The following is a 20,300-nucleotide window of genomic DNA, read 5'->3' on the forward strand; positions in this document are numbered from 1 at the left end:
ATGCTCCTCGGACATCAAGCAGAAGGAGGAGTCGTGACGACCTCGACCGATCTGGTGCCCGCGCACCTTCGGGAGATCGCCGAAGCGGTGGTGGCCGAAGCTTCCGCGGACAGTCGGCTGCTGGCAGTTGTCGCCGGTGGATCGATCGCCAGCGGGACCAGTGACGAGTACTCGGATCTGGACCTGGTCCTGGTCTGTACCCCGGAGGGGCAGGCGGACTGTCTGGCGGATGCCCATGGTTTCGCTCGCAAGCTCGGGCCGTTGCTCTCGAGCTTCACGGGGGAGCACGTCGGTGAGCCGAGGCTGTTGATCGCGCTGTACGGACCGCCGCTGGTGCATGTCGATCTGAAGTTCGTCACGGCCGAGGACCTGCGGGAGCGGGTCGAGGACGGTGTCGTGTTGTGGCAGCGCGACGAGAGTGTCGACCAGGTGCTCGCCGAGTCCGCGGCCCAGTGGCCGCAGCCGGATCCGCAGTGGATCGAGGACCGGTTCTGGGTATGGGTGCACTACACCGCGGTGAAGATCGGCCGGGGTGAGTTGTTCGATGCTCTGGGTGCGCTGGCTCAGATCCGCTCGGCCGCGATCGCCCCGCTGGCGATCCACGGCCGGACGCCCAAGCCTTCCGGCGTACGGCGACTGGAGACGCTGGTGCCGGAGTTGGTTCCGGAGTTCAGCGAGACCGTGGCCACCGTGGACAGGGAAGGCTGCCTGCGGGCCTTGAAGGCCTCCGTCGAGCTGTATCGGAAGGTACGGGACGGCAGCGGGGCCCCGATCGAACGACGCGGCGCCGCCGAGCGCGCCGTCGTCGACTTCCTGGGCTGACCGACTGACCCGGGTACGACGCCGTCGGCGCCGTACCCGGGATCGGTCAGAAGTTCTTCTGGACCTGGTCGATGACGGTGAAGACGGCCAGGAAGCCGAAGGCCAGGAAGGCGAACAGCATGACCGCAGCGCGGACCGGGCTGATCCGGATGGCCTTCGGGAGCGCGTGGGAGTTCATCCACCACAACAGGCCCGAGTAGACGAACATCATCGTCCCCGCGGTACAGGCGGAGATGACCAGCAGCACCAGCGGCTGGGTCAGACCCGACAGCAGCACGATGATGCCGAAGGCAACCAGGCCCCAGACCAGCCAGAAGTACAGTCTGGACTCGGTGACCTGCGAGTCGCGCAGGTAGCGGGCCTTGATCATGTCCGACGTGAGTCGCGACGTGTAGTCGACGATGCCGGCCGCCGACGCGAACAGCGAGAACGCGCCGATCGCCCAGAACAGGTTGCCGAACCAGCCGCCGACCACGTTCTGCAGCGTGGTGCCCTCGATCTTCAGGAAGCCGATGTTGTTCTGGACGCTCTCGTCGCCGAACAGCGTCGCGTGCGCGAGCATCGAGGTGAACGCGATCGTGAGCACGGTGATCGCCACGAACGTCGCTGCCTGCTCGATGTTGGCGAACTTCCACCAGCGCCGCCAGCGCGCCATGTTCGCCTCGTCGGGCGTGAAGACGTAGCCGTTGGCCCTCGGGTCCGCCTCCTCCTCACCGGTGATCGGGGAGACCAGGCGCGGCACATGGGTGCCCATGCCGAACCCCTTGTCCCGGATCCAGTTGCTCTGCACCAGGTTCTGGCCGCCGCCGGCCCCGGCGTACGCGATCGCGCCCATCATCAGCGCGAAACCGAGCGTCTCCACCGGGAACTGCGGGTTGGTGACCGCGTCGCCGAGCGCGTCGTAGGTCCGGCCCCGGATCGCGAAGATCAGCGCCAGGACGACGAGCAGCCCGACGGCCGCGACCTTGACGAAGATCAGCCGCTCGAGCATCACGTACACCACCGGCGCCAGGGTCAGGATGACGCCGATGAACAGCAGGATGCCGATCGCGATCCAGCGCGGGTCGCCCGCTCCCAGCAGGTAGGTGAGCATCGACGCCGAACTGGTCGCCCAGCCGGGCCACATATTCGCGAAGTACGTCATGATCGCGAAGAACAGGCCCCAGTGCTTGCCGTAGCGGTTGAAGCCGGTCAACGCTGTCTCACCAGTGGCCAGCGTGTACCGCTCGATCTCCATGTTCAGGAACCACTGGATGATCACGCCGACGACCATGCCCCAGAGGAACACCAGGCCGACCTGGCTGGAGATGTACGGCCACAGGATGAACTCACCGGACGCCAGACCGACGCCGGCGCCCACCATGCCCGGGCCGATGATCCGCCAGGTGTTGGTGGGTGGCTCGGGCAGGTCGCGGACCTGCGGGGCGGGCAGGTTCTTGGTCGGCAGTGCGAATCTGCCGTGGTCACTGGATGTGGTCTCTGCCATCAGGCTCCTCACTTCCTCGGCCCCCGCACTCTGTCCGGACGATAGCGAACCCAGTCGGCACAAGCGACCCGACACAGCCGGACTGGCAGACTGCGGTGCATGAGTGGGGTGACCGTGCTGGTGGCGTCGTATGCCGGGGCCGCGAGCGTTCCCGCGCACGTCCGGCTGGCGGGGCTGGCCGGGACGTTGCCGGGGGAGAAGCTGGTACGGCGTGATGCCGCCGGGCCGGTCGTGGTCTTCGAGGACCCGGCCGAGGCGATCGCGGCGGCCAAGACGCTGCGGTCGGCGGCGGCCGGCGTACCGGCGGGTGAGCTGCTGCGGATCGCCGTACACACTGCTCCGTCGACCGGTCCGGCGGTGCGGCATGCCGAACAGTTGCTGGAAGCCGCGAACCCGGGTCAAACGTTGCTGACGGCATCGGTGCCGGTGTCACCGGACGAGGTCACCGACCTGGGCATCCACCGCCTCAGGGATCTAGGCTCCCCCGAACGCATCTTCGAGCTCACTTCAACCTCCGACCCCACCCCCGCGACCCCCACCTCCGCCGCGAGCGGACCGGGGGGTGCTCGTCCCACGTCCGCGCCGAGTGGAGCGTGGGTTGCTGGTCCCACCTCCACCGCGAGCGGAGCGAGGGGTGTTCGTCCCACCGCCGCCCCGAGCGGAGCGAGGGGTGGGCTCCTGCGGTCCTTGGATCTGGTGCCGAACAACCTGCCGGTGATGTTCACCAGCTTCGTCGGCCGGCAGACCCAACTGGCGGCGCTGCGGACCCAACTGTCCGGAAACCGGCTGGTGACACTGACCGGTCCGGGCGGGAGTGGGAAAACCCGCCTGGCCGCACACGTCGCAGCCCAACTCGCCGAACGCTGGCCCGACGGCGTCTGGTGGGTCGACCTCGCCGCCGTCACCGAGAGTGCCCAGATCCCCGAAGCGGTCGCGGCCGCAGTCGGCGTACTGGTCGAGACAGGTGACAGCACGCGACTGCTCGCCGGGCAGCTGAAGACCAAGCGGACCCTGATTTGCCTGGACAACTGCGAGCAGGTGATCGACGGCGTCGCGGAGTTCGTGCTCGCCCTCCAGACGGCCTGTCCCGAGGTTTCGGTGCTGGCGACGAGCCGCGAACCGCTGGACGTCCCGGGTGAGGCGGTCTGGCGGGTGCCGGCCTTGGCGCCGGACGAAGCGATGACTCTGTTCATCGAGCGGGCCGGTTCGGAGTTTCCCGAGTCGGAGAAGGCGATCCGCTCGATCTGCCTCCGTCTCGACGGGATGCCGCTGGCACTCGAATTGGCCGCGGCCTGGGTACGCACGCTGACACCGGAGCAGATCGAGGCCGGCCTGGACGACCGCTTCGGCCTGCTCATCCGCAACACCAGGGGAGTAGCCGCGCGACAGCAGACCCTGGCCGCGTCGATCGACTGGAGTCACGACCTGCTCGACGATGACGAACGGCAGGTGTTCCGCCGGCTTGCCGTGTTCGCGGGCGGTTTCACCCTCGACGCGGCGCAGGCGGTCTGCGGCACGTCCGCCGTACTGGAGATCCTGGCGCGGCTTGTCGACAAATCGCTCGTGGTGGCCGACGGCGGGCGGTATCGGCTGCTGGAGACGATTCGCGAGTACGCCGGTCTGCGGCTGCGCGAATCCGGTGAGCGGGTGCAGGACCTCCATCTCGACTACTTCCTCGCCACGGCCGAAGCGGCTGAGCCGTTGCTGGCCAGTGATCGCGACAAGTGGCGTTCGGTGATCGAACCGGATCGGGAGAACTACCGCGCGGCGCTGGACTACGGATTGTCGACCGATCCCGCGCGCGGCCGGCGGCTGGCGGCCGCACTGCCCTGGATGTGGAACCTGCGGGCGACCGGACCGGAGGGGATCGGTTACCTGAGGCGGGCGATCGAGCTCGCGCCGGACGAGCGGTCGTTGCTGCAGGCCCGTTTGCTGTACGGGTACGCCACGGTGGCGGACACCGTGGATCCGTTCGGATACGACGCTGCCGGCCGGGGACTCGACCTGGCGACCGAGCTGGGTGACGACCGGCTGCGCTCGCTCTTCCTCGCGCTGGTCGCCGTCGGCAGGTTCTTCACCGACTTCCAGGAAGCGTGGGAGCTGACCGAGGAAGGACGGCGGCTGGCCGAAGGCATCGGCGACGAGGTCGCGCGGGACGCCAATGTCGCCCTGCAGTGTGTGCTGCTGGCCTTGTGGGACCGGCACGACGAGCTACCGCCGCTGCTCGACACCGTGATCCCGGGCCTCCTTGCGCGTGGCGAACGCGGCGTTGCTGCCACCGTGCTCCTCGTGCAGTCCGAGAGCCTCGCGGCGACCGGACACCTGCCGCAGGCTGTCGAGGTCGCCGAGCAGGCGCTCGCGACCGCCGAACCGCTGGCCGACTTCCACCGCGTTGGCGTGGCCCGCGGGCAGTTGGCGACGCTCCTGGCCCGATCCGGTCGCCTCGACGACGCCTACGAGGTGATGCGGCCGATTCTGGATCTGGCGGATGCCGCGGTCGTGCCGAACCTCGGCCAGGTCATGGGTCTGCTGTCGTACCTCGGTGGTGACAACGAGTCCGCCGTCGAGTGGATGCGACGGGACGTCGACCCGGATGGGCCGCTGGCCGAGACGTACGTTCCGGCGATGCTCCTGCCGACGTACGCCGCCGCACTCCACAACCCGCCGGACGTCCTGGAACGCGCGGTGGCGCTGGCCCGTCGCTACAACCTGCCAAGGGTCCTTGCCGATGCGCTCGATCAACTCGGCCGCGAACTGATCGCCGAGCAGCCGGACAAGGCGGCGGAGATCCTGCACGAGGCGTTGACCATCAGGGTCGACCGCGGCCTGCGGACCTACATCGTCAACAGCCTGGAATCCCTTGCCCTGCTGGCGAATCACACCAACCGCGCCACCGACGCGGTCCGTCTCGCCACTGCGGCGGCCGCTGCGCGCTCCGACCTCCAGTACGCCGCACCACCCGATCGGCCGGAGTTGCCGACCACGGACGAGACGCCGCTGACGATCGAGGAGGCCGTCGAGTACGTACGCCGTACGCGTGGAGCACGTGGACGGCCGTCGTCCGGGTGGGCTAGCCTCACCCCGACCGAGCGTGAGGTGGTCGCACTGGCCGTTGAGGGGTTGAGCAACCCGGAGATCGGGGCGCGGCTGTACATGAGTCGCGGCACGGTGAAGACGCATCTCGCGCACGTGTACGCCAAGCTCGGTGTCGCCAACCGCACCGAACTCGCGTCGCTCAAGAGGTCTTGAGCATCTCCACGGCCTTGGCGATCCGGCGTTCCCGGGTCTCCGGCTTCTTGGCCTCGTTGATCGCGTTCACGTGCTCGCGCCGGTGGCTGTAGCTCAACTTGTCGAACGCCTCCCGAAGCCCCGCGCCGTCGAGCGCGGCGGCAAGATCCGTCGGTACGTCAACGGTCCGCTCGGACGTATCCCGTTCGACCGTCACGGTGACCGAGTCGCCGTCCCCCTTTCCCAACTGCTCCCGGATGCTCTTCAGCAGCCCGAGCACCATGCACCCACCCATCGACGCAATCGATCCACGGTAGTCGAGCCCGTCGAACGAAGCCCGCACCGGAATCCGCCCACCCCCACCAAGCGCAACCACCACCTCCCCCGGCACCTCCACCCAAGCCCCACCCCCGTCATTCACCACAACCGTCCCCTCAAACGTCTCCATCCCCCCAAGGTACAAAGGCGAGAAGGGTTGACGTGTATCTGAGTGGAGGGACGGAATTCGCCGCTCTGCCAGCTGTGCTCGTGACGACCCGCCGGACCGGCATGTCCCACCACCTCCAGCTCTCGACCATTCGCTGAGCCCGGCAATCGTCGCCGGGTTACTGGTGCTCTATGAGTTGCTGGTCCGTTTCTTCCCCCGCCAGGTGGTACCGGTACGTGGCATATCCCGCCAGACCTTCGTGTGGTGGTCGCATGGTGTTGGTCGTGCTGGGGAGGGGTGCTGGTAGCGGTTGAGTGGTGAAACCGCCCACCACCGGTGTGGAGTCGGGCAGCGCTCGGGGCCGGGGCCGGCACCCCCAGCTGCGGTGCGAAGAGACCGCGGGCACGCGGCCGAGAGAGTGATCAGCTTTGGTCGGTCAGGAGTTTCGAGGCGCCGTCGACGAGGATCCTGGCGTGCCGAACGGCCTTCTTCGCTTGCTCGGGGTTGACGAACATCATTCCGTAGTATGCGTTGTCTTTGAGGTCGAGCAGTTGGGTGAGCGCACGTGACATCGCTTTGCCGTCGGAACCGGCTTGCGACACAAGGGCGAGCGCCTGGCGGTGGTCTTGGCCGCGTGATCGGTACCCGAGCGCAGTGCAGCAGGCGGCATCGGCTGCGGCGATCCCGGCGAGCACTGCAAGGGCCGCGGAGACGTGGTCGGTGGCGAGGTTGTTTTCCTCGCTCTCGACCAGCTCGGCAACATCGAGGAAGGCCCGAGCCTGGTTCAATCGGACGTGGGCCTGTGCCCGGTTGCAATCCTGGGTTCGACCTTTGGTCGGGCTCATTGGCTCATCACGTTCCTGGTGATCTCGGTGTGGAGGCGGCGGAACTCGGAACCGTAGACGGTGATGCAGTCGCGGAGCCACTCGTTCACGATCGGCTCGCCAGTTCGGAGATGGTTGGCCAGCTCGTCGGTGCTGATGGCGTAGGTCTGCAGGAAGTTGCCCGTCCACTCGTGGACCTGCTCGGCCAGCAGCGCGATCTGGTCGGGCAGGGCGGTCGATGAGTCGTCCGCCGTATGCACCACGAGAAGGTCGACGTCGCTGTCGAGGTCAGCATCGCCTCGGGCTACTGAGCCAAAGACGCTGGCATGGACCGGGAGTTCCTCCCATTTCTGGACAGCCTCGGCCATGCTGCGGATCAGCTTTCCGCGTAGCGAGACGAGCTCCAGGACGGCGGCCGCGGCCAGGTGCTTGCGGTTCAGCACGTACAGGCGGCTCGGGCCTGCGGCTGTTGCCGTGACGAGACCGGTGTCGACCAGCCTGGTCAAGACCTTACGTACGCCGGATTCGCTGCCGGTCTCGGCAAGCTGATGGACCCGGCGCCCCGTCAAGGGCTGGGTCGTGCGGGCGAGCGCCGCCAGCACAGGACCGTCCAGGGTCGGGACCACCGTGCTGATTGGCCGAGCCAGGTCCATCTCAGCTCCCGTCTCACAAAAGTAGTGATATGAAGACTATAGTACGGATGATCGCACTATAGTGGGGGAATCCGCTCTTTAGTGCAACCGGAGGTGTCCTGGGCGCGGTTGTGCTGCCGGAGCTGTCTGAATCCGGCTCGCCTGTGGTGCGTCCGGCAGTGTGGACGAGGTGGCGTGGGTTCCATCGGCAACCCGCGTCAGGCTTCGACGCCTCGGCAGCCATGCGCCACCACCTCGCCACGCCCAGGAACCTGAGCTACCAAACCTCCGACACTTCTTACATGCTCCGTATCTGCATGGCAGTAAAGACAACTGCGGCGCCGATGAGGATCGCACAGGCAATAGGCATTGATCGATTCCCCAAACCTGGCGCCGGCGGCAGGGTGTTGTCGATGACCGCGCGTCGAGCGCGCTCGTTTCCAGTCGCCGTGCGATCACCGTGCAAGTTCTCGGTGGTCCGGCACCTCACGGGGCGGTCGATGAAGCGCGATAGCGCGCACGATTGGGCGGGTGGGAGCGGCTGCGGGCGAGCGATAGCGAGCGTAGCGGTCGCGTGGGAAAGTCCTTCCTTCCTTTCCTTCCGCCCTCCTGTCTGCCTTCCTCTACCTCGCCAACTTGCTGGGCCACCAGACTTTTTTGCCGATGTCGTAGGCGAGGGCGGGGACGAGGAGAGAGCGGACGACGGTGGTGTCGAGGAGGACGCCGAAGGCGACCATGAAGGCGATCTGGACCAGGAACAGGATCGGGAGTACGGCGAGTGCCGAGAACGTCGCCGCGAGCACCACGCCGGCCGAGGTGATCACGCCGCCGGTGACGGCCAGGCCGATCAGGATGCCGGGTCTGGTGCCCTGCTCCTGCGATTCCTCCCGGACCCGGGTCATCAGGAAGATCGAGTAGTCGATACCGAGTGCGACCAGGAAGACGAACGCGTACAGCGGGATGCTCGGGTCCGCGCCGGGGAAGCCGAACACGTGGTTGAACATCAGTGCGCTCACCCCGACGGTGGCCCCGAACGAGATGACGTTCGCGACGACCAGCAGGACGGCCGCCACGATCGAGCGCAGCAACAGCATCAGAACGAGGAAGATCACCGCCAGGATGGCCGGGATGATCACCCGCAGATCGCGCTCGCTGGCGTCCAGCACGTCCAGGTTGATCGCGGTGGTGCCGCCGACCAGGATCTCGGGGCTGACCTTGTCGAGTTCGGTGCGCAGGTGCTCGACCACCTTCGTGGCCTCCGGTGAGTCGCCCGCGACCTGCAGGGTGGCCTGGACCAGTACCTTGCCGTCGACGACCTTCGGCGGTACGCCGGGAGCCGCCGAGGCGGACGCCGTACCGACACCGTCGACCTGTGCTGCGGTCCGGACGACCTGGTCGGCCTGGGCGACCGGGGTGAGGATCTGGACCGGCGTGCCGGCGCCGGCGTCGAAGTGCTTGGCGAGTTCCTCCTGACCGGTGACGGACTCGACCTTGTCGAGGAAGATGTCTTCCTGCGCGATGCCGCTGGCCTTGAACGTCGGCAGGAACGCGGCACACGCGAGCAGCGCCAGCGCGGTGACGGCCCAGACCTTGCGCGGGCTGCGGCCGACCAGGCCGGACACGCGTCCCCACAGGCGGCGGCCGCCGACCTGGTCGCGGGCGTGGACGTGGTCGACGCGGGGGATCGACGGCCAGAAGATCCGCCGGCCGAGGGCGAGCAGGACCGCGGGCAGGAAGCTCATCGAGGCAACCAGGGCACCGGCAATACCGATGGCGCCGACCGGGCCGAGGCCTTTGGTGCTGCCGAGTTGGGAGAGCAGCAGGCAGAGCAGACCGAGGATGACGGTGGCCGCGCTGGCCGCGATCGGCTCGATCGACGCCCGCCACGCAATCCGCATCGCCTGATACTTGCTGGTGTAGTCGTGCAGCTCCTCTTTGTAACGGGAGACGAGCAGCAGCGAGTAGTCGGTCGCAGCACCGACGACGAGGATGAACAGGATGCCCTGACTCTGCCCGTTCAGTTCGAGTACGCCGTTCTTGGCCAGCGGATACACCACCAGCGCTGCGAGGGCGAGGCCGAAGACGGCGGTGAGCAGGACGGCGATCGGCAGGATCGGGCTGCGGTAGACGAACAGCAGGATGACGAACACCACGGCGAGCGCGACGCCGAGCAGGATCCCGTCGATCCCGCTGAAGGCGACGACGAAGTCCGCGAACACGCCGCCCGGGCCGGTCACGTAGACCTGGACACCGGTCGGGGTGAGGTCCTGTTTGATCTCGGTCCGCATCGCGTCGGCCGCGGCGTACAGCACCGTCACGCCCTCGGTGACCACTTCGTCGGCGCGGTCACCGTCCAGTTCGACGGTGAGCAGCAGCGCCTTCCGGTCTTCCGACGGGATCACCGTCTTGGCCGGTGAGGCGAGGTAGTCACCGATCGTCTTGCCGTTGCCGAGGTCCAGCGTCGGCACCTTGCCGAGGAACGCGTTCGCCTCGGCCAGATCGGCCGGGGTGATGCCGGCGTCGCGTTCGATCAGGACGAAGTACGGCAGGGCGGTGGAGTCGACGAACTTCGCGGCCTCGTTGCTGACCACCGTGGACTCGGCTTGTTCGGGCAGGAAACCGGCGTTGTCGTTCTCCTGGACCTCGCTCAGCTTCCCGACCGTCGGGCCGCCGAGCGAGGCCAGCACCAGCCAGCCGATCAGTACGGCGGCGATCGCGGCCCGCCACGCCCAGCGTCCGCCGGTCCGCCCGCCCCGGCCCGCGGCACCGCTGTCCGGACCTGCCTCGCCGGTGGTCTGCTCAGTCTGTTTCACCGTCGTCCCCTCGCCGGTCGCACCCACCCAGAACCTGCCCCAGAGCCGGCCCCGGAGCCAGCACAGTACCCAGCCGGCGGGTTTCTTCTCTCACCGCCCGTCGATGGGTGTGCGCGAGCCGTTTCGGCGGCGTAACAACAAGATGACTACGTGGAAACACCCCGGTCATAGCGTCCTGGCCTAATCAGTGAGGTCGGATGATCGGAGACTTGCGATGACGCTCGAGGCACGACCGGGAGCCGTCACCACCCGCGACGGAAGCGGCGCTGTGGGGACGGTCGAGGCGCCGCGGCGCGGACGCTGGATCGATGTCTGGGATCCCGAGGACGCCACGTTCTGGGCCGAGAAGGGCCGGGCGGTCGCACGGCGCAACCTGTGGCCGTCGATCTTCGCCGAGTTCCTCGGCTTCTCCGTCTGGCAGCTGTGGAGCATCGTGGTCGTCTCGATGCCGAGGGCCGGCTTCACCTACACCACCGACCAGCTGTTCTGGCTGGTCGCGCTGCCCAGCCTGGTCGGCGCGACCCTGCGGCTGCCGTACACGTTCGCCGTACCGCGGTTCGGCGGCCGGAACTGGACCATCGTGTCCGCGCTGCTGCTGCTGATCCCGACCGCCGGTCTGTCCTACTTCATGACCCGGCCGGACACGCCGTTCTGGCTGATGGTCCTGGTCGCGGCCACCGCGGGTGTCGGCGGCGGCAACTTCGCCAGCAGTATGACGAACATCTCGTTCTTCTACCCGGAGAAGGAGAAGGGCTTCGCGCTCGGCGTGAACGCGGCCGGCGGCAACCTGGGTGTCGCGGTGGTCCAACTGGTGGTGCCGGTGATGATCGTGCTGGGCGCCGGCCTGTCGCTGAACCGGGCCGGGCTGATGTGGATCCCGCTGATCCTGCTCGCCGCGTTCCTGGCCTGGAAGCTGATGGCCAACCTGTCCGTCGCGAACTCGTCGTTCCGTACGTCGATCGCGGCGGCGAAGCGGCCGCACACCTGGATCATCTCCTTCCTCTACATCGGCACGTTCGGCTCGTTCATCGGCTTCGGCGCCGCGTTCCCGCTGCTGATCAAGACCACGTTCCCGGACATCACGCTGTCCCACGTCGCCTTCCTCGGTGCGCTGGTCGGCTCGGTCGCCCGGCCGTTCGGCGGCAAGCTGTCCGACAAGCTCGGCGGCGCCTGGGTGACGGTCTGCGCCTTCGTGGTGATGGGCCTGGGCATCCTGTCGGCGATCGCGTCGCTGAACGCGGGAAGCTTCACCGCGTTCCTGATCAGCTTCCTGGTCCTGTTCGTCGCCAGCGGCGCCGGCAACGGGTCGACGTACCGGATGATCCCGGCGGTGTTCCGGCTGACCACGCCGGGGGACCCGGGCCGGGCCCGGCGGGAGGCGGCGGCCTGCATCGGCATCGCCTCCGCGGTCGGTGCGTACGGCGGCTTCCTGGTCCCGCGCGGGTTCGCGATGTCCACGAGCAGCTACGGCTCGCTGATCCCGGCGCTGTACGTCTTCTGCGGCTTCTACGTGGTCTGCCTGCTGGTGACGTACTTCTGCTACCTGCGCAAGGGTGGCCCGCTCAGCCAGGAGCGCGTGTGACCGTATTGAATGCCGCGCTGCCGCGCGGCCGGTCATGGGGCTTTGGCTCCCGGCCTTCCCTCGTCGCTCCGGTCGCTTCGCTCCCTCCGCTCCTCAGTCCAGGCCGGGAGGCCCCATGACCGGAGTCCCCACCCATTGTCCGTACTGCGCTCTGCAGTGCGCGACCTCGCTGCACCCGGTCGACCGGCCGGGTGCGGTGGAGGTGCGGCCCCGCGACTTCCCGACCAACAAGGGCGGGTTGTGCCGGAAGGGCTGGACGGCTGCCGAGGTGCTGACCGTGCCGGACCGGCTCACCACCCCGCTGGTCCGGGACGCGGCCGGCGACCTGGTGCCGGCCACCTGGGACGAGGCCCTGGACCTTGTCGCCGATCGGATCAAGGCGTTGCAGGCCGAGCACGGCAACGACGCGATCGCGGTCTTCGGCGGCGGTGGGCTGACCAACGAGAAGGCGTACGCGCTGGGCAAGTTCGCCCGGGTGGCGCTGCGAACCGCGAACGTGGACTACAACGGCCGGTTCTGCATGTCGTCCGCGGCAGCCGCGACGAACCGCGCCTTCGGGATCGACCGGGGGCTGCCGTTCCCGCTGGCCGACGTGGCCGGAGCCGGCGCCGTCCTGCTGGTCGGCAGCAACATCGCCGAGACGATGCCGCCGGCGGTCTCACACCTGCAAGGCGTACGCGACTCGGGTGGGCTTCTGGTCGTCGACCCGCGCCGTACGGCGACCGCCACACTGACCGAGGACGGCGCCGGCATCCACCTCCAGGCGACCCCGGGGACGGACCTGGCCCTGGTGCTCGCGCTGACCCACGTCGTACTGCAGGAGGGTCTCGCCGACACGGCGTACCTGGCCGAGCGGACCGACGACCCTGATGTGCTGTTCCGTTCGACCGCCTCCTGGTGGCCCGAGCGGGCGGAGCGTGTCACCGGCGTACCGGCCACGACGATCCGGCGGGCGGCGCGGGCGTTGGCCTCAGCGGCACCCGTGCACGGCGGCGCTGGTGCGTTCATCCTGACCGGCCGCGGCGCGGAGCAGCACAGCAAGGGCACCGACACGGTGACGGCCTGCATCAACCTGGCTCTGGCGCTGGGACTGCCCGGTCGGCTTGGCAGCGGGTACGGCTGCATCACCGGTCAAGGCAACGGCCAGGGCGGCCGGGAACACGGCCAGAAGGCCGACCAGCTCCCTGGCTACCGGAGCATCGCAGACCCGGCCGCACGCGCTCACGTCGCGTCCGTCTGGGGCGTGGACCCCTCGAGCCTTCCGGGTCCGGGGAAGAGCGCGGTGGAGCTCATCAACTCTCTCGGTACTGCGGGTGGCCCGAAGGCCCTGCTGGTCCACGGCAGCAACCTGCTCGTGTCGGCTCCACGACTGGCCTCGGTCCGGGAGCGTCTTGCCGCTCTGGATCTGCTGGTCGTGGCGGACGTCGTACCCTCCGAGACCGCTCTGCTGGCGGATGTCGTCTTCCCCGTCACGCAGTGGGCCGAGGAAGAGGGCACGATGACCTCGCTCGAGGGCCGGGTGATCCGCCGTCGGGCCGCCATCACGCCGCCGGGTGAGGTGCGCAGTGACCTGGCGATCTTCGCGGGATTGGCCGAGCGCCTCGGCAGCGTGCCCTTCTCGACCGATCCGGCCGAGGTGTTCGAGGAGTTGCGGCTCGCCAGCAAGGGCGGCAAGGCCGACTACTCCGGCATCACCTGGGACCGGATCGACGCGGGCGAGGCGCTCTACTGGCCGGTCCCGTCCGAGGGACACCCGGGTACGCCGAGGCTGTTCGCGGACTCCTTCAGTACGCCGGACGGCCGCGCGCACGTGGTCGCGGTCGACCACCGGCCGGTCGCGGACGACCTGAACGAGACGGCGCCGATCTACCTGATCACCGGCCGGCTGCTGCAGCACTACCAGAGCGGTGCCCAGACCCGCCGGGTGGTGGAGCTGGACGAGGCCGAGCCCGAGGTGTTCGCCGAGATCCACCCGCGGGTCGCCGCCCAGCTGGGCATCGCCGACGGGCGCCCGGTCCGGCTGCGCACCGCTCGCGGTTCGATGGTTCTTCCGGCCCGGGTGACGCCCGACGTCCGTCCGGACACGGTGTTCGTGCCGTTCCACTACAGCGGTGCCGGCGCGGTCAACGAGCTCACCAACGACGCGCTCGACCCGGTGTCCCGGATGCCCGAGTTCAAGGCCTGTGCCGTCGAAGTCACAGCTGTGCTTTTGGCCGCGCCTCCGGCGGCGGCGGGGTCATGGGGCTTTGACTCCCGGCCTTCCCTCGTCGCTCCGGTCGCTTCGCTCCCTCCGCTCCTCAGTCCAGGCCGGGAGGCCCCATGACCGACCGCGTGGTGATCATCGGGGGCGGCATGGCGGGCCGGCGACTGGCCGGGCTGCTTCCGTCGTACGACGTGACCGTCCTCGGCGACGAGGGTTCGTACAACCGCGGCAGGCTGACCGAGTACGTCGCCGGTCGCGCGGCCGAGCCGGTCGTCGGCTCCGAAGAGGTCTCGACTGCGGCCCGGGTGGACCGCTCGCGGCGTCTGGTCACGGACACGTCCGGTGCCGAGTGGCCCTACGACCGGCTGGTGTTCGCGACGGGTGCGACGCCGGTCGTTCCGAAGGGTGTCCCGGACGCGGCCGGGATTCACACGCTGCGGTCCGCGGCCGACGCACGGGCGATCGTCGAGGAAGCTTCGCGGGTACGGCGTGCCGTCGTGCTCGGCGGAGGAGTGCTCGGTGTCGAGACGGCGTGCGCACTGCGTGAGCGTGGTGTCGCGGTGACGCTGGTGCACGACGGCGAAGCCCTGCTGGACAGGACGATCCGGCTCACCGCCGGCCGCCGAATCACCCGGGCGGTCCGGGAACTGGGCGTCGAGGTGCTGCTCAACACGACCCTGGAGGGGACCGAGCTGCGGGACGAGCGGTTCCGGGCGCTGCGGCTGCGCGGCGGCCGGCAGGTCTTCGGCGAGTTGCTCGTCGTCGCGTGCGGCGTGAAGCCGCGGACCAACCTCGCCGCCGGCCTACCCATCGGGCCGACCGGCGGCATCGTCGTCGACCGGACGCTGACGAGTCCCGGCGACCCGCGGGTCCACGCGATCGGCGACTGCGCCGAGATCGACGGCCTCGTCACCGGCACGGTCGCGTCCGCCTGGTCGCAGGCGGAATCACTCGCGGCCGGGCTGGCCGGCCGGGACGGCCTGGGCGACGGGCCGGTCGAGGCGGCCACGCCTGCGCCGGACTACGACGTCGTGCGGCTGACCGCGGGCGGACTCGATGTGCTTGTCCTCGGCAACAAGGACGAGGACGGCGAGGTGGTGCGGCTCGAGGACGGCGAGCGGTACGTCCGCGCCGTACTGCGGGACGGCATCGTGCGATCGGCCGTCGCGGTCGGCGCTCCAGACGTGGCCGCCGAACTGGTGCTGCTGGCGGACCGCGGTACGCCGGTCGCGGCCGAGGGGCTGCTGGCGGCTCCCGACGTACCGAAGAAGAAGGTGGCCACCGTCTGCCGGTGCAACGGGGTCACCAGGGCCGCGATCGAGGCGGCCTGGCGGGGAGGTGCCGACAGTGTCGCCGGCATCGCCGCGACGACGCGGGCGACGACCGGGTGCGGCAGTTGCACCGGCGCCGTCGGCGATCTGCTCGACCGGTTCCGCCGCGGCGAGACCGAACCAGTTCCAGCCAGGAGGGCGACGATGACAGAGCTGAACAAGGCCCGGCACGTAGTGGTGGTGGGCGGAGGAATGGTCGCTCACCGGTTGGTCGAGGCGCTGCGTTCCCGCGACACCGGGACCGAGTGGCGGATCACCGTGCTGGCCGAGGAACCGCGGCTGCCGTACGACCGGGTCGCGCTGACCAGCTACTTCTCCGGCCGCGACCCGCACGACCTCTCGCTCGGTGACCCGGAACTGTGGGACGACCCGGCGGTGACGTTGCGCAAGGGTGTGCAGGTCACGTCGTTCGACCCGGCGGCCAAGACCGTGACGACCGCGCGCGGCGAGCGGATCGGGTACGACGAACTGGTCCTGGCGACGGGGTCGTCGGCGTTCGTGCCGCCGGTGAAGAACAACGACGCCCAAGGCTGTTTCGTCTACCGGACCGTCGACGACGTGGCCGCGCTGCGGGTGTACGTCGAGCGGCTCAAGAGCGAGGGCAAGGACGTCCACGGTGTCGTGGTGGGCGGCGGTCTGCTCGGTCTCGAGGCCGCCGGCGCGCTCCAGGCCCTCGGCGCGGCGACCAAGGTGGTCGAGTTCGCGCCGCGGCTGATGCCGCTGCAGGTGGACGAGGGCGGCGGTGCCGCGCTGGCCCGGCTGATCGAGGGACTCGACGTCGAGGTGCTGGTGTCGACGCAGTGCACCCGGGTCAAACTGACGTCGCAGGGCGCGGCCCGGGCGATGGCCGTTGCCGATGGCCCCGATCTGCCGGCCGACGTGGTGGTGTTCGCGACCGGCGTCCGGCCGCGGGACGAGCTCGCCCGCGAGGCCGGTCTGGACATCGGCGAGCGCGGTGGTGTCGTGGTCGACGACGCCTGCCGGACGTCGGTGCCCGGTGTCTGGGCGATCGGTGAGGTCGCCTGTATCGAAGGCCGGGTCTGGGGATTGGTTGCCCCCGGCTACACGATGGCCGAGATCGTCGCCGACCGGCTGCTCGGCGGTGAGGCCACGTTCCCGGGTGCGGACACCTCGACAAAGCTGAAGTTGCTCGGTGTCGACGTGGCCAGCTTCGGCGACGCCTTCGGTACGACGGACGGCGCGCTCGACATCGTGTACGCCGACCCGATCGCGGGTGTCTACAAGAAGCTGGTTCTGTCCGACGACGCCCGGACCCTGCTCGGCGGCATCCTGGTCGGCGACGCGTCGGCGTACTCCGGCCTCCGCCCGATGGTCGGCCGCGAGCTCGGTGCGGACCCGGCGGCGTTCCTGCTGCCCGAGGGTGCCGGGCCGGTCAAACTCGAACTCCCGGACGACGCGCCGGTCTGCTCCTGCAACAACGTCTCGGCCGGCACGATCCGGTGCGCCGTACGGGACGAAGGCTGCACCGACATCAAGTCGGTGTGCGGCAAGACCAAGGCCGGCACCAGCTGCGGTTCCTGCCTGCCGATCGTGAAGAACCTGCTGAACTCCGAGCTCACCAAGGCCGGCGTCGAGGTCAGCAAGGCGCTGTGCGAGCATTTCGCGCTGTCCCGGGCCGAGCTGTTCGACGTGGTCCGGGTGACCGGGCTGCGGACGTTCAGCGAGATCGTCGAGCGGCACGGCACCGGCCGCGGCTGCGACATCTGCAAGCCGGTGGTCGCGTCGATCCTGGCCAGCCTGGACCCGGCCGGTCACGTGCTCGAAGGCGAGCGGGCGACGCTGCAGGACACCAACGACCACGTGATGGCCAACCTGCAGAAGGACGGCACGTACTCCGTCGTACCCCGGATCCCGGGTGGCGAGATCACCCCCGAGGGCCTGATCACGATCGGCGAGGTGGCCCGCGACTTCGGCCTCTACACCAAGATCACCGGCGGCCAGCGGGTCGACCTGTTCGGCGCCCGGATCGAGCAGCTGCCGGCGATCTGGAAGCGGCTGGTCGACGCCGGCTTCGAGTCCGGGCACGCCTACGGCAAGGCACTGCGGACGGTGAAGTCGTGTGTCGGCTCCACCTGGTGCCGGTACGGCGTCCAGGACTCGGTCGGGATGGCGATCGCGCTGGAACTTCGCTACCGCGGGCTGCGGTCGCCGCACAAGCTCAAGCTCGGGGTGTCCGGCTGTGCCCGCGAGTGCGCCGAGGCGCGCGGCAAGGACGTCGGCGTGATCGCGACCGAGAAGGGCTGGAACCTGTACGTCGGCGGCAACGGCGGGATGACCCCGCGGCACGCCGAGCTGCTCGCCTCGGACCTCAGCGACGAGGAGCTGTTCCGGGCGATCGACCGGTTCCTCATGTACTACATCCGCACCGGCGACCGGCTGCAGCGGACGTCGGTCTGGATCAGCGAGATCGAGGGCGGACTCGACCACGTCCGCGACGTCGTCCTGAACGACAGCCTCGGGATCGCCGCGGACCTGGACGCGGCGATGGCCAAGCACGTCGACTCCTACGTCGACGAGTGGCGCGCCACCCTCAACGACCCCGACAAGCTGGCCCGGTTCGTCTCGTTCGTGAACGCACCGGACCAGCCCGACGCCGACCTGCGATACGTGGTCGAGCGCAACCAGCCGCGGCCGGCCACCCCGGCGGAGCGCGGACAGCTGGAGCCGGTGCTGCTGGCCGGCCCCCGATTGGAGGTACGCCGATGAGTCTCACTGCGATGAGCCGGACCGTGGTCTGCCGGTACGACGTGCTGCTGCCGGAGCGTGGGGTCGCCGCCTTGGTCGGCGACGTGCAGATCGCGCTGTTCCGCACTCACGACGGATCGGTGTTTGCCGTCGGCAACCAGGATCCGTTCAGCGGAGCCAACGTGATGTCGCGCGGCATCGTCGGCACCCGGGGCGACGTACACACGGTGGCCTCGCCGATGTTCAAGCAGGTCTTCGACCTGCGCACCGGTGTCTGCCTGGACGACCCCTCGGTGTCGTTGCCGGTGTATCCGGTGGAGATCGTCGACGGACAGGTGCTCGTCGGTGAACAGTAAGCCGGGGCCGTTGAGCGGCTGCACGATCGCGATCACCGCGCACCGTCGCGCGGAGGACCTGATCGCCGCGTTCGAGCGCCGGGGTGCGAAGGTGCTGCACGCGCCGACCCTGCAGATCGTGCCGGTCGCCGACGACCACGCGCTGATCGAGGCGACCCGGCGGGTGATCGCGAACCCGCCGGACGACGTCGTCGTCACCACCGCGGTCGGCTTCCGCGGTTGGGTCGAGGCCGCCGACACCGCCGGGCTCGCCGCCGACCTGCTCGGCACGCTGGAGCAGGCGCGCATCCTCGCCCGCGGTCCGAAGGCCCGGGGCGCCATCCGGGCTGCCGGGCTGGTCGAGCACTGGTCGGCCCGGTCGGAGACGACGGCCGAGGTGGTGGAGTGGCTTCGCGACCAAGGGGTCGAGGGCCGGAAGATCGTCGTACAACTGCACGGTCTGTCGGACCCCGGTCTGCAGGAGGCGCTGCGGTCCGCCGGCGCGTCGGTGCGCGGGCTCGAGGTGTACCGCTGGGGTCCGGCGCCGGATCCGGCACTGGTCGAGCGGATGATCGGGCAGATCTCGTCCGGTGCGGTGGACGCGGTCGTGCACACGTCGGCGCCGGGCGCGCAGGCGATGCTGGACGCGGCGGCGTTGTCCGGTCAGCACGACGCTCTGGTCACGTCACTGCGGACGGGACGGGTGCTGAACGCGTGCGTCGGGCCGGTGACTGCCGCGCCCTTTCACGCGCTGGGACTGGAGCCGTTGGTCCCGGACCGGTTCCGGCTGGGTGCGTTGATCCGGATCGTGACCGATCGGCTCACCGACGACAACGCGCGCTCGATCGAGACCGAGTTCGGGCAACTGGTGATTCGTGGTGGTGCCGCGGTCCTGGACGGTGTGGTGCTGCCACTCGGCCCGGGGCCGCGCGCCGTACTGGCCGCTCTCGTCGCGGCCGGTGGTGATGTGGTGTCGCGACCGGAGCTGCTCGCGGTGCTTCCTGGTGCTGAGGACGTACACGCGGTGGAGGTCACGGTGAACAGACTGCGTACGGCGGTCGGCCGGCCGGAACTGGTCCGGACGGTGGTACGACGGGGCTACCGCCTCGCGGTCGAATCGGCCGGGGTGGCGTCATGAGTGAGGAACTGGATCGCCGGCGTGCGGACCGGATCCGCCGGCTGACGACCGGCGTGCAGCCGCGTGGGGTCGACCTGATCGCGGCGGCGCACGGTACGGCGGACCCCCGGGGCATCCGCGAGGTCCGCGAACTGGTCCGCCTGATGGCCCGGCGGCGCCCCGACGTACCGGTCTCCCTGGGCTTCGTGGACGTGGACGTCCCGGCGCTGCCCGCGCTGGTCGGGCGTGTGGTTGCTGAGAGCAATCAAGCGGTCGTGGTGCCGTTGCTGTTGAGCAGCGGTTACCACGTGTACGTCGACGTCGCGGCCGAGGTCGACCGCCGGCCCGGCCGGGTCCAGGCGGCTCCCGCCCTGGGTCCGGACCCGGTGCTCGCGGAGATCCTCGCCGACCGGCTCGGTGACCTCGGTCGCGTCGACCGTGTGGTGATGGCCGCGGCCGGATCCTCCGACCGCCGTGCCCTCGACGACTGCTCGGAAACGGCGGCCCTGCTGTCGGCGCGGGTCGACCGCCCGGTCGACGTCGGCTACGTCTCCGGTGCCGGCGAGCACCTCACGTCGGTCCTGGCCCGCACACCGGGTCGCGTGGCCGTAGCGACGTACCTGCTGGCCCCCGGCTTCTTCGCCGACAAGGTCCGCCGCCTCGCGGGAGGCCACTTCGTCAGCGGCCCCCTCGGCGCCGACCCCCGACTGGCCGACCTGGCCCTGACCCGCTACCAAGCCACCCTCCAAGCCTCAGCCGTCGCCGTCTAGCTGACTTCCGTAGAGTGGTGGGCA

The 20,300-nt window shown here is 69.4% G+C and carries 13 protein-coding genes; 8 read left to right on the plus strand and 5 right to left on the minus strand.

Annotated elements, in window-relative coordinates:
• The first annotated feature begins 33 nt into the window (after window positions 1-33).
• Window positions 34-822 carry a hypothetical protein gene (locus tag ACYVOK_RS15520; protein WP_460663112.1) on the plus strand — a complete coding sequence of 263 codons (789 nt, stop codon included), beginning with the start codon at window positions 34-36 and terminating at the stop codon, window positions 820-822.
• A 46-nt stretch (window positions 823-868) separates the two neighbouring features.
• Here the strand turns inward: ACYVOK_RS15520 and ACYVOK_RS15525 are convergent, their stop codons facing one another.
• Entirely contained in the window at window positions 869-2,308 is a 1,440-nt protein-coding gene (locus tag ACYVOK_RS15525; RefSeq protein ID WP_460663113.1) for an Nramp family divalent metal transporter, read from the minus strand.
• 99 nt (window positions 2,309-2,407) lie between these two features.
• On the opposite strand from ACYVOK_RS15525, the gene ACYVOK_RS15530 reads away from it, so the two are divergent.
• A complete protein-coding gene (locus ACYVOK_RS15530; protein ID WP_460663114.1) occupies window positions 2,408-5,557 on the plus strand; it encodes a helix-turn-helix transcriptional regulator in 3,150 nt (1,049 codons plus the stop codon).
• On the opposite strand, the gene ACYVOK_RS15535 is transcribed toward ACYVOK_RS15530, so the two are convergent.
• From ACYVOK_RS15535 to ACYVOK_RS15550, 4 genes are all read right to left on the minus strand, one after another.
• Window positions 5,544-5,984: a YdeI/OmpD-associated family protein gene (locus ACYVOK_RS15535; RefSeq protein ID WP_460663115.1), complete on the minus strand. Its 441-nt coding sequence runs from the start codon at window positions 5,982-5,984 to the stop codon at window positions 5,544-5,546. The genes ACYVOK_RS15530 and ACYVOK_RS15535 overlap by 14 nt on opposite strands.
• A gap of 401 nt (window positions 5,985-6,385) precedes the next feature.
• Complete coding sequence (locus tag ACYVOK_RS15540) at window positions 6,386-6,808, minus strand: hypothetical protein (protein ID WP_460663116.1); 423 nt, start codon at window positions 6,806-6,808, stop codon at window positions 6,386-6,388.
• On the minus strand, window positions 6,805-7,440 hold the full coding sequence (locus ACYVOK_RS15545) for a nucleotidyltransferase domain-containing protein (RefSeq protein ID WP_460663117.1): 636 nt from the start codon (window positions 7,438-7,440) through the stop codon (window positions 6,805-6,807). The genes ACYVOK_RS15540 and ACYVOK_RS15545 overlap by 4 nt, the downstream gene beginning before the upstream one ends.
• Before the next feature lie 602 nt (window positions 7,441-8,042).
• On the minus strand, window positions 8,043-10,232 hold the full coding sequence (locus tag ACYVOK_RS15550; protein ID WP_460663118.1) for an MMPL family transporter: 2,190 nt from the start codon (window positions 10,230-10,232) through the stop codon (window positions 8,043-8,045).
• A 214-nt stretch (window positions 10,233-10,446) separates the two neighbouring features.
• Here ACYVOK_RS15550 and ACYVOK_RS15555 point away from each other — a divergent pair, with 214 nt between their 5' ends.
• From ACYVOK_RS15555 to ACYVOK_RS15580, 6 genes are all read left to right on the plus strand, one after another.
• Complete coding sequence (locus ACYVOK_RS15555) at window positions 10,447-11,814, plus strand: MFS transporter (protein WP_460663119.1); 1,368 nt, start codon at window positions 10,447-10,449, stop codon at window positions 11,812-11,814.
• 115 nt (window positions 11,815-11,929) lie between these two features.
• Entirely contained in the window at window positions 11,930-14,137 is a 2,208-nt protein-coding gene (locus ACYVOK_RS15560; protein WP_460663120.1) for a molybdopterin oxidoreductase family protein, read from the plus strand.
• Window positions 14,134-18,075 carry a nitrite reductase large subunit NirB gene (gene nirB / locus ACYVOK_RS15565; protein WP_460663121.1) on the plus strand — a complete coding sequence of 1,314 codons (3,942 nt, stop codon included), beginning with the start codon at window positions 14,134-14,136 and terminating at the stop codon, window positions 18,073-18,075. Before ACYVOK_RS15560 ends, nirB begins: the two co-directional genes overlap by 4 nt.
• Window positions 18,072-18,410, plus strand: a complete 339-nt coding sequence (nirD, locus tag ACYVOK_RS15570) for a nitrite reductase small subunit NirD (RefSeq protein WP_460663122.1) — start codon at window positions 18,072-18,074, stop codon at window positions 18,408-18,410. Before nirB ends, nirD begins: the two co-directional genes overlap by 4 nt.
• Window positions 18,400-19,527 carry a uroporphyrinogen-III synthase gene (locus ACYVOK_RS15575; protein ID WP_460663123.1) on the plus strand — a complete coding sequence of 376 codons (1,128 nt, stop codon included), beginning with the start codon at window positions 18,400-18,402 and terminating at the stop codon, window positions 19,525-19,527. Before nirD ends, ACYVOK_RS15575 begins: the two co-directional genes overlap by 11 nt.
• Entirely contained in the window at window positions 19,524-20,276 is a 753-nt protein-coding gene (locus ACYVOK_RS15580) for a sirohydrochlorin chelatase (RefSeq protein WP_460663124.1), read from the plus strand. The genes ACYVOK_RS15575 and ACYVOK_RS15580 overlap by 4 nt, the downstream gene beginning before the upstream one ends.
• The last annotated feature ends 24 nt before the right edge of the window (window positions 20,277-20,300 follow it).

Source organism: Kribbella swartbergensis (assembly GCF_054784135.1).

What these genes read in the sequence shown, in the direction of transcription:
- ACYVOK_RS15525 (WP_460663113.1), bottom strand. Translation starts at nt 2,308, where the DNA reads ATGGCAGAGACCACATCCAGTGACCACGGCAGATTCGCACTGCCGACC.
- ACYVOK_RS15530 (WP_460663114.1), top strand. Translation starts at nt 2,408, where the DNA reads ATGAGTGGGGTGACCGTGCTGGTGGCGTCGTATGCCGGGGCCGCGAGC.
- ACYVOK_RS15535 (WP_460663115.1), bottom strand. Translation starts at nt 5,984, where the DNA reads ATGGAGACGTTTGAGGGGACGGTTGTGGTGAATGACGGGGGTGGGGCT.
- ACYVOK_RS15540 (WP_460663116.1), bottom strand. Translation starts at nt 6,808, where the DNA reads ATGAGCCCGACCAAAGGTCGAACCCAGGATTGCAACCGGGCACAGGCC.
- ACYVOK_RS15545 (WP_460663117.1), bottom strand. Translation starts at nt 7,440, where the DNA reads ATGGACCTGGCTCGGCCAATCAGCACGGTGGTCCCGACCCTGGACGGT.
- ACYVOK_RS15555 (WP_460663119.1), top strand. Translation starts at nt 10,447, where the DNA reads ATGACGCTCGAGGCACGACCGGGAGCCGTCACCACCCGCGACGGAAGC.
- ACYVOK_RS15560 (WP_460663120.1), top strand. Translation starts at nt 11,930, where the DNA reads ATGACCGGAGTCCCCACCCATTGTCCGTACTGCGCTCTGCAGTGCGCG.
- nirB (WP_460663121.1), top strand. Translation starts at nt 14,134, where the DNA reads ATGACCGACCGCGTGGTGATCATCGGGGGCGGCATGGCGGGCCGGCGA.
- nirD (WP_460663122.1), top strand. Translation starts at nt 18,072, where the DNA reads ATGAGTCTCACTGCGATGAGCCGGACCGTGGTCTGCCGGTACGACGTG.
- ACYVOK_RS15580 (WP_460663124.1), top strand. Translation starts at nt 19,524, where the DNA reads ATGAGTGAGGAACTGGATCGCCGGCGTGCGGACCGGATCCGCCGGCTG.